The organism is Psychrosphaera algicola, from assembly GCF_028401425.1.
Classification (GTDB): domain Bacteria; phylum Pseudomonadota; class Gammaproteobacteria; order Enterobacterales; family Alteromonadaceae; genus Psychrosphaera; species Psychrosphaera algicola.
Genome location: NZ_JAQOMS010000002.1, coordinates 1,059,422 through 1,072,047 on the forward strand (window position 1 = coordinate 1,059,422; position 12,626 = coordinate 1,072,047).

Sequence of the window (12,626 nt, forward strand, 5' to 3'; positions counted from 1 at the left end):
CTCAGTGGGAAGAACATCTAAACAAAGTAAACTCCGGTGACATAATTATCTCTATTTGCCGGTATTGTATTAAATTAAGGAAACAACATGCACCAAATCCTAAACTCTCGCGTAGTGGTAGTCCTGAGTATACTCTTACTGTCTTCTTGCGCCGATAACGGCAAAGAAATGTCTACAGTGAAATCTGTTGATGCTTCAAAAATCTTTCTCTACGTAATCTATTTGGTGATAAATTTATGATAGGTGCTGCTCTCAACAAGGAGCAAATACTAAATACTGAAGCTGATACACTGCCATTGGTAAAAAGCAATTTGACGCGTTAACCGCAGAAAATGAAATGAAGTGGGAAAGTATCCACCCTACGAGAAACAACTATAAATTTGACTCAGCAGATGCATTGGCAGCCATAGCAAAAGATCATAATTCATTTTTTGTTGGCCACACGCTTGTTTGGCATGCCCAAACACCTGATTGGGTTTTACTGATAATAATGGCCAAAACCGTACCAAACAGGACCTAACTGCCATTGTTGAAGAACACATCAATACAGTCGCAGGCCGCTATCAAAACAAGGTGAATGGTTGGGATGTGCTCAACGAAGCCTTTAACGAAGACGGTACATTACGTCAATCCAAATGGTTAGAGATTTTAGGTGATGATTATATCGCTGAAGTCTTTAAAATGGCTGCTAAAGCTGCACCTGATGCAGAGTTGTACTATAACGATTACAACTTATTTAAACCTGAAAAACGTCGTGGCGTTGTTGCTATGGCAAAAAACCTAATCGCGCGTGGAATTAAAATTGATGGGATCGGAATACAAGGTCATTATGCGCTTGATTATCCAGACCTTGCAGAACTCGAAGACTCTATTATTGCGTTTGGTGAGCTTGGACTAAAAGTAATGATCACAGAATTAGATGTGTCTGTGTTGCCATTTCCTGAAGACGCACATCAAGGCGCTGACGTTTCACAAAATTTCCAATTGCAAGACAAATACGACCCTTACCGAAACGGGATCCCAGATGATGTAAACGCTCAACTTGGCGATCGTTACAAACAGTTATTTGCGCTATTTTTAAAACACAGCGACAAAATAAGTCGTGTAACATTTTGGGGGTGCACGATACTCAAACATGGCGTAACTATTGGCCAATGCAGGGTCGCACCGACTACCCATTATTGATAAACCGTGACAAGCAACTCAAACCTTGGGTAAAAGACTTAATGCCAACGCAACCTTAGTTGAACAATATTTTGTCCTAATAAAATCGCTATACGCATTTAATTAGTTATTTGCGTATAGCAGTCCGAAACCCTTTCCCTAAACTCTCACAAAGCTAAATTTATCGTTTTAAAGTTCAAACGAAAAGCCAAATTCCGTTAACCTGCGATATGCCGTTTCATCAAATTGATACAAGCCCGCCGCACGATGAGCCACATTCGTTTGTTTTTCTTTGCAATCAATCAACAAATTCATTTTCAATATTTTTCGACGAAAATTCGGCTTGTCCAACTTTTGGCCTAAAATCGCTTCATAGATTTCTTGCAATTGAAGCAATGAAAATTTTTCTGGCAACAAACTGAATCCCACAGGCTCATGTCTGACTTTGTACCTAAGTTGTTTAATCGCGGCTTCAACAATGTTTTGATGATCAAAAATCAAATCTGGAAGCTCGTTAACGTCAAACCACGCTACTTCAATATCTTTGTTTCCCGTCGTAATTTTTACGTCTTCGAATCGAACGAGCGCATAATAAGCAACGGTGATAATCCGACTAAGTGGATATCTGTCCACCGCACCAAACGTACTGAGTTGTTCCAAATACAGTTTTTTAACTAAGGTGACTTTCTTAATAACTCGTAGCGCTGCTTCGTCAAGACTTTCATCCAGCTTAACCCAATGGCCGATGACACCCCACTTGTTACTGGCAATACCTCGTGTGTATTTAACCAAGAGTAATTTTAATTTGCTGTCTTGCAATGAGAATATCAGATTGTCGACGGAAACATTTGGCAGCGTGTCTTCAGCACCAAATTCTAATTTTTCAGTCGATTCTACAAAGATAGGTGTGTCTTCTTTCACGTATTTACCATCCATTTATTCGACAAAACCGTCGATTCCGCTAAGTATTTAGTCACCAATTAGATCTAAAAAGTTCAAAGAGTTACTCCTAAAAAAACGATAGAAATAAAGAAGAATCAAAATGTAAGCGCTTTCCCTGCGTAGAGTAACGATCCGAAAAATTATAGTCAAGATCACTATATTATACATCTCGCATTTATAAGACGACCTAATGTCATTTTCCGTAGCTCAATTCCAGAGGTTTAAATTATAACTTTCAATTGTTTACTCGATAGAACAATTAATATCTCTCAAATTTTTCCTTGTATCTCTAAATCTAGACTAATCTTAAAGTAACAAAACTAGCTAAATCAATAGAATACAAACTCTAATTTTCCTTGAGAGTTTTGGAGGCACTATGAGTATATTTGACCATTACAAACAACGTTTTGAGGCTGAGCAAGAACAAGAATTTACCATTGATGAATTTCTCCAGCTGTGTAAAAGGACAAGTCTGCGTACGCATCTTCTGCCGAACGATTATTATTGGCCATTGGAAAACCGGAAATGGTCGATACGTCACAAAATCCTGTATTAAGCCGAATATTCTCAAATCGAATTATCTCTCAATACCCCGCATTTAAAGACTTTTTGGGATGGAAGAAGCGATTGAGCAAATTGTTTCTTATTTAAAACATTCGGCCCAAGGGCTAGAAGAGAAAAAACAAATTTTATATCTATTAGGACCTGTCGGTGGCGGCAAATCATCACTTGCGGAAAAACTCAAATACCTAATGCAAAAACAACCCATATATTGCATTAAAGGATCTCCGGTAAACGACCACCCGTTTTGCCTATTTGATCCAGATGAAGATGGCCACATTTTGGAGTCGGAATACAACATTCCACTTCGTTATTTAAAAACAATAATGTCGCCGTGGGCTGCCAAACGACTAAAAGAGTTTGGTGGAGATATTAGTCAATTTAAAGTAGTTAAACGTAACCCGTCTGTTTTACATCAAATTGGCATCGCTAAAACCGAACCTTAGTGATGACAACAACCAAGACATTAGCTCTCTTGTTGGCAAAGTTGACATCCGAAAACTAGAAGATTTTTCCCAAGACGATCCCGACGCCTATAGCTATTCGGGTGCTTTATGCCGAGCAAACCAAGGCTTAATGGAATTTGTCGAAATGTTCAAAGCACCTATCAAAGTGCTTCATCCGTTGCTAACTGCAACACAGGAAGGCAACTATAACGGCACCGAAGGCTTATCAGCATTACCCTATGACGGCATAATTTTAGCCCACAGCAATGAATCCGAATGGGAATCATTTAGGAATAATCGCAATAATGAGGCATTTTTAGACCGAGTCTATATTGTAAAAGTGCCCTATTGCATGCGGGTAACTGAAGAAGTAAAAATTTATGAGAAACTGCTAATAAGTAGTGAACTCGCAAAAGCCCCTTGTGCGCCGAGCACACTAAACATTCTCGCCCAATTTACAATTTTGTCGCGAATTAAAGACGTTGAAAACAGCTCTGTTTATTCCAAAATGCGTGTTTATGACGGTGAGAGCCTTAAAGATACCGATCCTAAAGCAAAGTCCTATCAAGAGTATAAAGATAACGCCGGCGTTGATGAAGGCATGGCCGGTCTCTCTACCCGTTTTGCATTTAAGATCTTGTCCCGCGTTTTCAACTTCGACCATCAAGAAGTTGCTGCAAATCCAGTGCACTTGTTTTATGTGCTAGAACAACAAATTGAACGAGAACAATTTCCTCAAGAACAACAAGAAGCCTACTTGGAATTTTTAAAAGGTTATTTAATCCCACAATACGTTGAGTTTATTGGCAAAGAAATTCAAACCGCATATTTGGAATCTTATTCTGAGTACGGTCAAAATATATTTGACCGTTATGTGACTTACGCCGACTTTTGGATCCAAGACCAAGAATATCGCGATCCAGAAACGGGCCAATTATTTGACCGTTCAGCGCTCAACGACGAACTGGAAAAAATTGAAAAACCGGCAGGTATAAGTAATCCAAAAGACTTCAGAAATGAAATCGTTAATTTTGTGTTGCGCGCTCGTGCTAAGAAAGAAGGCAAAAACCCAGCGTGGAACAGTTACGAAAAACTGCGCACGGTTATAGAGAAAAAGATGTTTTCAAATACAGAAGAGCTGTTACCTGTCATTTCGTTTAATGCTAAAGCAAACGTAAATGATCAGAAAAAACACGACGATTTTGTAAATCGTATGGTGGAAAAGGGATATACCCCAAAACAAGTACGCCTATTATCGGAATGGTATTTACGCGTCCGAAAATCTCAGTAATTTAACTGAGGAGGTATGTATGGCGCATTTTATAGATCGTCGATTAAACGGCAAGAACAAAAGCGCGGTTAACCGCCAGCGCTTTTTGCGCCGCTATAAATCACAGATTAAAAAAGCAGTTGCCGAGTCCATTAGTAAAAGAAGCGTTACTGACACTGAATCTTCTGAAAACATTTCAATCCCAAGTCGGGATATAAAAGAACCTATTTTTCATCAAGGAAAAGGCGGAAATCGTGACCGAATTTTACCCGGTAATGATCAATTTATTCCTTATGACAAAATCAAACGCCCAGAAGGCGGAGGTCAAGGTTCAGGCGATGGCGACGCCTCCGATTCTGGAGAAGGTCAGGACGAATTTAGTTTCTCTATTTCGATGGAGGAGTATCTAAACTTACTCTTTGATGACTTGGAATTACCCAATCTACAAAAAACAGAACAGAAACAAGAAGTTGAATTTGAAACCGTACGCAGTGGTTATAAATCTGAGGGATCCCTTCGAGTATCGATATTGTTCGCTCATTAAGAGGTGCCCAAGCAAGGCGAATTGCATTAACAGCCAGTAAAAAAGAAGTTAAAAGAATTGCAAAAACAACTTGCTGAACTGGTGCTATCGCCAACGCCCGATCCTCGGATTAAAGCTCAGTTAGAAGAACAAATAGAAGATCTAGAACGACGCATTAAAAAAGTGCCTTTTATTGACACCTTCGACCTACGTTACCGTAATTTTGAAAAGCGCCCTAAGCCAAGTAGCAAAGCGGTGATGTTTTGTCTAATGGATGTATCGGGGTCAATGGATCAAAGCACAAAAGACATCGCTAAACGTTTTTATATTTTGCTCTATCAGTTTTTGAGCCGAAGTTATAAAAACACAGAAGTTGTGTTTATTCGTCATCATACACAGGCGAAAGAAGTCGATGAACAGGAGTTCTTCTATTCGCAGGAAACAGGAGGAACAATAGTCTCTAGTGCCTTGTATTTAATGGATGAGATTGTGCAACAGCGTTATCCTGCCAATCAATGGAACATTTATGCAGCACAAGCATCAGACGGTGACAATTGGGCTGACGACTCGCCAAAATGCAGCAAATTATTAAACGACAAAATACTGAACTATTCACGTTATTTTAGTTATATCGAAATAACCAATCGCAGTCATCAAACCCTATGGCAAGAGTACCAAGGGTTAACAGAACGCCATGATAATTTTGCTATGCAAAATATCAAACAAGCCTCTGATATCTATCCAATCTTCAGAGAATTCTTTAAGAAACAAACGAGCAGTTAGCGTTAGGGAAGGATATGACAGCAAAAAGAAACAAAAAGCGCAACCGCTATCAGATGGCCCAGAGTGGACATTTGAGTTATTAGAAGCCTATCAAAATGAAATAAAACGAGTCGCAGAATATTATCGACTTGATACTTACCCAAACCAAATTGAAATAATTACCTCTGAGCAAATGTTAGATGCTTATTCAAGTGTGGGCATGCCACTTAATTACAACCACTGGTCTTTTGGTAAAAAGTTTATAGAGTCTGAACAAAACTATAAACGAGGATTTATGGGGTTGGCCTACGAAATCGTGATTAATTCTGACCCCTGTATTTCTTATCTCATGGAAGAAAACACCATCACGATGCAAGCGCTCGTGATTGCACATGCCTGTTATGGTCACAATTCTTTTTTAAAAACAATTACCTTTTTAAAACATGGACAGATGCAGGTTCAATTATTGATTACTTATTATTTGCTCGTAACTACATTGAGCAATGTGAACAAAAGTATGGTGTAGAGGAAGTTGAAGAGATCCTTGATTCGTGCCATGCCTTAATGAATTTGGGTGTCGACAGATATAAGCGCCCACAAAAAATCTCTATGTTTGAAGAGCAAAAACGTCAAACAGAACGCGCCGAATATCTACAAAGCCAAGTCAATCAATTGTGGCGAACCATTCCACAGAAAGCCACTGAAACCAAAATCAAAAGCAGTAAATTTCCTACGGAACCTCATGAAAATTTACTTTATTTTTTCGAAAAAATGCGCCCTTATTGGCCCCTTGGCAACGTGAAATAGTGAGAATAGTCCGTAAAGTTTCACAGTATTTTTACCCTCAAAAACAAACACAAGTCATGAATGAAGGCTGGGCAAGCTATTGGCACTACACTATTTTGAATCACCTATTCGACGAAGGTTTGGTCACTGAGCGATTTATTTTAGAGTTTTTACATAGCCACACTGCCGTCGTATATCAGCCTGAATACAACCACTCTAGCTTTAGTGGCATAAACCCCTATGCTATTGGGTTTGCAATGTTTAAAGACATTAGGCGCATTTGTGAGGCCCCTGATGAAGAAGATAAACTGTGGTTCCCAGATATCGCGGGGTCAAATTGGCTTGATACTATGCATTACGCTATGGAAAATTTTAAGGATGAAAGTTTTATTGCCCAGTTTTTATCACCGCGGTTAATGCGTGAGTTTAAACTGTTTAATTTACAGGACTATGAAGACAATAAAATGTTGGAGGTCACCGCGATACATAATGAGCAAGGCTATCGTGATATCCGCCAGAAACTAGCTTCGCAATATAACTTAAGCTTTTTAGAGCCAAATATTCAAGTGATTAATGTCGATGTAAATGGCGATAGATCGTTAACGTTAGAATACACACCACACAACCATATTCCGCTTAGTGGCAATCTAGACGAAATGATGAGACATGTTTACAGACTATGGGGCTTTGATGTGAAATTGGTTCAACAACAAATTGGAGGGAAATATATTGAGCTAGCACACTGCCCTGTCGTTGAAAATACGATTAAAGATAACTAGATTTTTGCGAATACCCCTTTGGTTTATTCGCAAAACATCGTATTTCAGCGTATTTTGTATAAAAACAATTACAATTAACCTATTAATTTTTCAACTTTATTAAGCTTATTTAACAACACGTTCAATATCAGGGGTAAAAGTCCTAACTAAATTACGACCATCAGTCTTGGCTACATAAAGCGCACTGTCGGCAGCCTCGATCCAATTTTGGTGATTTTCAAATTGGTCTGAGTATTCTGCTAAGCCCATGCTTATTGTAAATTTGATTTCAATATCGTTATATAAAACATGGGATTCTTCAACGATTTTTCGAATGCGCTCAGCAAAGATAAGTCCATGCTGAACATCCGTTTCAGTTAATATCACGGCGTACTCTTCACCACCGTAGCGCCCGCCAATATCCGTTTCACGTAAGTTCTTACGCAGTATCTTAGCTAAATGTAAAATCGCTTCATCACCCGCAGCGTGGCCGTACCCATCATTTACTTTTTTAAAGTGATCAATGTCGAATATCAACAACGTACTTATATTGTGACTACGTTTTTGCCGTTGAAATTCTCTTTGTAAACACTCTTCCCAGTAACCTCGGTTATTAAGATTGGTTAATCGGTCAGTCTGGCTTAGGCGCTTCAGCTCTTTGTTAACTTCTTCTAATTCAATTTTTGAAATAGCAACATCGGTCACGTCGTAGATAATAATGCAAAGGTGAGTTACTTCACCCATAGTGTCGGTCAGTGGAATAAAAGTGGCGTTTTGGTACATGAACGGCGCCACACTTGTAATCGGCCGATAGTTCTTAAATTTAAAAATGTGTGGGGTTTGTTCCCATATGGTAAACGCTCGGTTTTTAAGAACAAAAACTGGATCTGTTTTTTGCTTCAACCAATATTCATCAAGTGCAGGAAATGCTTCAAAAAGTGATTTATTTCTTACGTCATAAGGCGTTACACCAGAATGATTTTCCATAAAACCATTCCAAACTTGAATTTTATAATCACGGTCTAGAACAACCAGTCCGACATCTACAGACTGAAACATATCCATTAACCAATGGACTTCGGATACTTCAATAGTCGCTTTTTCTGTCATGGTCATATGTCAAATAAGAAGTTGAGTTTATTTTGAAGGGTTGGAATTGAGTCTTCAGTAATAAGCAGTAATAAATCGCAAGTTACATCGTGCCCTTCCAGCCCATAGCTGATTTCAATGGTAAGTGTCTTTTTCCAATGGGTCGAATTGGTATAAATTAAATCCGATACATTACAATGTTGCCCAAGCACGGTTGGGTGACCTTGGCTAAAGTTTAAATCAAGCTGTTCAGACAAGCCTTTAAGAACCGAACCGATTAATATATTGCCAATATCCATCAATAATTCGAGTTCGACTCGACTATCAACTTTACCTTTATAATTCAGAAGCTTGGCGATATCTTTAAAACCTGAATCGTGTAAGATCAGTAAAGCTTCTCCGGCAACACCACCGCTTATAAATCCCTGACAGACACCTGACGTCGTATCGTTTGTTTCAACCGACTGCAGCGCCATAGCTAACTCAGAGACTTCCAATAAATTTACATTTGGGATAGGAAGTTTTACAAAAACATCCAGCACAGTTGCAAGTAAACTACCCGCCTGCCCCATGGCAACATTTGTAACTTCTTGCAGAACATCACGAGTTTCAGCATCTAGCAACTTTTCAGCTTTAGGCTTGATTTTACCTAATTCGGCTTCGCTGGTAATACCGTATTTATGTAGGAGTGCCTGCAGTTTTTCTTTATCAATTGGCTTTTTATAAAATCCAATGCACCTAAGGCTTTAACTCGTTCATGAGCCGCAGTTTGGATATCTCCTGACACGACAATTGTAATAATTGAGATACTTTCGGCTTGTAATGCCTCTAACACGCCATAACCATCTAACACCGGCATATTTAAATCAAGAAAAAGCAAATCTCCCTGCCCTTTTCTTATAATATCTAAAGCATCTTCGCCGTTAACTGCAAATACCACTTCTACATCCCATTCGTCGGGTAAAGAACGTGCCATTTGTTTACGTGCTAGATTAGAATCATCACAAATAATTACTGTCGTTTGCATATTATTATATTGACCAAATTACCGGTATTTTGAAATAAAATTTTGAATTTAAACCTATTAATAATAGATTATGTAAAAACTATAGCAGTTAAATCATAATGCAAGCTAGCATTTATATGCGAAATAACTAAATTGGAGTAAATATGAAATTTTTATCGGTTTTCGGCATTCTTATATCAGTGTTCAGTGTTTCTGCCGCTGATATACAGAAAGACTTACCGATCCACTACGATATCGTCAGCGCTGGAGACAAACCCGTTGCGTTATTGGGGCCACAAATTAATGTCGGGCAACTCGCCCCTAATTTCAAAGTGGTAGATAGTAAATTTAAAACAAAATCTCTAAGCGACTTTAAAGGTAAGCCGGTTTTAATTAGTGTTGTCCCAAGTTTAGACACTGGTGTTTGCAGTATTCAAACAAAACGATTTAACGACGAAGTAAGTAATTTACCTCAAGATATTGTGATGTTAACTATTAGTGCCGATTTACCATTTGCTCAAAAACGTTTTTGTCAGGCCGAAAATGTTGACAAGTTAATGACACTGTCTGACTCAGTATGGCGTGACTTTGGTATGAGTTACGGCGTATTGATTAAAGATATGGGGCTGTTAGCTCGCTCAGTTTTTGTAATTGGACCCGACGGCGTCATCTTTTACAAAGAGATCGTTGCAAAATTATCTGAACAACCCGATTACGATGCCGCATTTCATGCCATTACCTAGGTTTCTGAGCAAAATTAAATCTGATTAAAATCAATAAAATAGTCAAAAGGCCAAATTAATTTGGCCTTTTTTGTTGAAAAAATAAAATGCACCCATAGATATGTTTCAAGTTAACGAGCAATGCCTAACGGATTGTCGATAACTACCTAACCTGTTCATTTTGAAAGGTTAATTAAATTTAAAATGTATTTAAATAATACTTATTGCTTAAAATAAAGGATAAGAAAATGAGAAATGTAGACCTATCACCACTATACCGTTCATTCATCGGATTTGACCACCTAGCGACTTTGTTAGACTCAGCAAATCGCACCGATAAATCAAACGGATATCCTCCTTATAACATTGAATCTGTAGCCGACGATAAATATCGAATTACAATGGCAATTGCCGGATTTAGTGACAATGAATTAGACATTCAGTCTGAACACAATACGCTTGTCGTAAAAGGGATTAAACCCGAATTAAAGACTGATAAAAAATATCTCTACCAAGGAATTGCTGAGCGAAATTTTGAACGCCGTTTTCAACTAGGTGACTATATTAAGGTCATTGATGCAGAACTTGAAAATGGTTTATTGCACATATTCTTAGAGCGCGAAGTTCCTGAAGCACTTAAACCAAGAAAAATTGAAATTGGCACTGGCAAACTGCTAGAAAGCTAATACACTCAAAAGTGTTCCCCAGTGAATTGTTGTTTTACCGGAAGCTTGCTTCCGGTATTTTTTGTCTGTTCGTCACCAATTTATTTAATTACGATTTTTGAACAAGACTAAACGATACACTAAACCGCTTCTTCGTTTTCTTCGCCAGTACGAATACGAATAACTCTTTCAATGGCTTCGACAAATATTTTACCATCTCCAATTTTCCCGGTCTGAGCAGATTCTAAAATTGCTTCAACGACCTGCTCAACAGTCTCATCATTGACGACAATTTCGAGTTTGACCTTTGGTAGAAAATCAACCATGTATTCTGCGCCACGGTAAAGCTCAGTATGGCCTTTTTGTCGACCAAAACCTTTTACTTCTGTTACTGTCATACCATTAACGCCAATTTCAGATAACGCCTCACGGACATCATCTAGTTTGAAAGGTTTTATTACCGCCGTAACTTTTTTCATATATTTTTACCTGATCGGGTTTCAATTAGTGAGAAATTATTTTAGTTAACATAGAATATTCTAACCAGTTAAACATGAGAAGAAATTCATTTATGGATGCACAACAAATTCGCAAGGAAATGATGGTTCAACCAACTATCAATGTAAACCACGAAATTAACAGACGTGTTGAGTTTATCAAAGCAACACTTTTACGTTCTGGGCAGAAAAACCTAATTTTAGGGATAAGTGGTGGTGTCGACTCTTCTACTTGCGGAAGATTAGCTCAAATTTCAGTGGATCAACTAAATGAAGAACATAACGGCGGATATAGCTTTTTTGCAATTCGTTTACCTTTTGATATTCAGGCTGACGAAGATGAAGCCCAATTGGCGTTAAGTTTCATTAAACCGACCCACGTGTTAACGGTTAACGTTAAAGATGCTGTTAACGGTTTACATCACCAAGTTATGCAGTCATTGCCTACAGACATCTCTACGAAGTTTTCCAGCACTCATGTGGACTTCGTAAAGGGGAATGTGAAAGCGCGCGCTAGAATGGCCGCACAATACGAAATAGCCGGTTTAGTAGGAGGTTTAGTGTTAGGAACCGATCATTCTGCTGAAAATCTCACAGGCTTTTTTACTAAATGGGGTGATGGCGCTTGTGACTTAATCCCTCTATTTGGCCTAAATAAAAGGCAAGTTCGTGCTTTAGCCGCTGAATTAGGCGCTCCTAAAAAACTCGTTGAAAAATCTCCGACTGCCGATCTAGAAGAACTTGCGCTAAGGCAAAGAAGATGAATCAGCACTTGGGATCACTTATGATGAAATTGATGACTTCTTAGAAAATAAAGAGGTGGCGCCACACATTGCTGAGAAATTAACGGAAATATTCAATAAAACTCAACATAAACGGCTACCTATCCCAACGATTTACGATTGATCCTTAATCTGTACAGTCGATTTCGGCTTGATCTTTTTCAAGTCGAACTCGGCCTACATTTGATATAACAATAGCACGTGAAAAAACGGTTGTTTCTTCATCAGGACAAATTGTAATTGTGGCCGTATTGTTCTGGGCAGTGTTAAATGGCGCAAAACGCAAAGAGTCACGTGTGGATGCAACCCTGTAATCGTTAACCATTTCAATGTTTGCGATGATTTCTTCATTGCCATCTAACGACCCATCGCCGTCTTCATCAACAAAAACAATTTTACTTAGTGCCCAGTCGTCTTCGCAGTTTTGCATGTCGGAACTAGGGCAAACAACCACAAACACGTTTTCAGATACAGCGGTATGCCTCGCCAGTTGAATGGCTGAAATATGATTATTTACAATCGATGCAACTCTATTACGTTTATAAAAGTTACCCAATGACGGCGTTACCGTTGTGGCGATAATACTAAATAACGCCAGTGTAACTAGCAATTCTATAATCGTAAATCCAGACCGCCTCACGTTATTTTGCATA

Annotated in this window: 8 protein-coding genes and 5 pseudogenes; 8 read left to right on the forward strand and 5 right to left on the reverse strand. The window is 38.6% G+C overall.

The window, feature by feature from the left end; all coding sequences use genetic code 11:
- Positions 1 to 337 precede the first annotated feature (337 nt).
- Together PN838_RS27060 and PN838_RS05735 are read left to right on the forward strand one after the other, a co-directional pair.
- Positions 338 to 520 (forward strand): endo-1,4-beta-xylanase, encoded by a 183-nt coding sequence (locus PN838_RS27060; protein ID WP_370661007.1) that lies wholly within the window; start codon positions 338 to 340, stop codon positions 518 to 520.
- The gene (locus PN838_RS05735; protein ID WP_272179998.1) at positions 472 to 1,185 is read left to right on the forward strand and encodes an endo-1,4-beta-xylanase; all 714 of its coding nucleotides are present in this window, start codon (positions 472 to 474) and stop codon (positions 1,183 to 1,185) included. The genes PN838_RS27060 and PN838_RS05735 overlap by 49 nt, the downstream gene beginning before the upstream one ends.
- Before the next feature lie 168 nt (positions 1,186 to 1,353).
- On the opposite strand, the gene PN838_RS05740 is transcribed toward PN838_RS05735, so the two are convergent.
- A complete protein-coding gene (locus PN838_RS05740) occupies positions 1,354 to 2,100 on the reverse strand; it encodes an NUDIX hydrolase (RefSeq protein ID WP_272179999.1) in 747 nt (248 codons plus the stop codon).
- Between the two features lie 382 nt (positions 2,101 to 2,482).
- Between PN838_RS05740 and PN838_RS05745 the strand changes: the two are divergent.
- The 3 pseudogenes from PN838_RS05745 to PN838_RS05755 all read left to right on the forward strand — a co-directional run bounded on the left by PN838_RS05745 (position 2,483) and on the right by PN838_RS05755 (position 7,233).
- Positions 2,483 to 4,404, forward strand: a pseudogene (locus tag PN838_RS05745) (PrkA family serine protein kinase).
- 19 nt (positions 4,405 to 4,423) lie between these two features.
- Positions 4,424 to 5,689, forward strand: a pseudogene (locus tag PN838_RS05750) (YeaH/YhbH family protein).
- 100 nt (positions 5,690 to 5,789) lie between these two features.
- Positions 5,790 to 7,233 (forward strand): annotated as a pseudogene (locus tag PN838_RS05755) (SpoVR family protein).
- Positions 7,234 to 7,338: 105 nt separating this feature from the next.
- Here PN838_RS05755 and PN838_RS05760 read toward each other — a convergent pair.
- Complete coding sequence (locus PN838_RS05760) at positions 7,339 to 8,322, reverse strand: sensor domain-containing diguanylate cyclase (protein WP_215962225.1); 984 nt, start codon at positions 8,320 to 8,322, stop codon at positions 7,339 to 7,341.
- Between the two features lie 2 nt (positions 8,323 to 8,324).
- Positions 8,325 to 9,328, reverse strand: a pseudogene (locus PN838_RS05765) (response regulator).
- A 143-nt stretch (positions 9,329 to 9,471) separates the two neighbouring features.
- On the opposite strand from PN838_RS05765, the gene tpx reads away from it, so the two are divergent.
- Both tpx and PN838_RS05775 read left to right on the forward strand, forming a co-directional pair.
- Positions 9,472 to 10,050 (forward strand): thiol peroxidase, encoded by a 579-nt coding sequence (tpx, locus tag PN838_RS05770; protein WP_272180000.1) that lies wholly within the window; start codon positions 9,472 to 9,474, stop codon positions 10,048 to 10,050.
- Between the two features lie 227 nt (positions 10,051 to 10,277).
- Positions 10,278 to 10,715, forward strand: coding sequence for an Hsp20 family protein (locus PN838_RS05775; RefSeq protein ID WP_215962228.1), 438 nt, complete (start codon positions 10,278 to 10,280; stop codon positions 10,713 to 10,715).
- A gap of 119 nt (positions 10,716 to 10,834) precedes the next feature.
- Here PN838_RS05775 and PN838_RS05780 read toward each other — a convergent pair whose 3' ends face one another.
- Positions 10,835 to 11,173 (reverse strand): P-II family nitrogen regulator, encoded by a 339-nt coding sequence (locus PN838_RS05780; protein WP_215962229.1) that lies wholly within the window; start codon positions 11,171 to 11,173, stop codon positions 10,835 to 10,837.
- Positions 11,174 to 11,265: 92 nt separating this feature from the next.
- On the opposite strand from PN838_RS05780, the pseudogene nadE reads away from it, so the two are divergent.
- Positions 11,266 to 12,097 (forward strand): annotated as a pseudogene (gene nadE, locus PN838_RS05785) (NAD(+) synthase).
- 3 nt (positions 12,098 to 12,100) lie between these two features.
- On the opposite strand, the gene PN838_RS05790 reads toward nadE, so the two are convergent.
- Positions 12,101 to 12,625 (reverse strand): GspH/FimT family pseudopilin, encoded by a 525-nt coding sequence (locus PN838_RS05790; RefSeq protein WP_215962231.1) that lies wholly within the window; start codon positions 12,623 to 12,625, stop codon positions 12,101 to 12,103.
- Position 12,626: the final 1 nt, after the last annotated feature.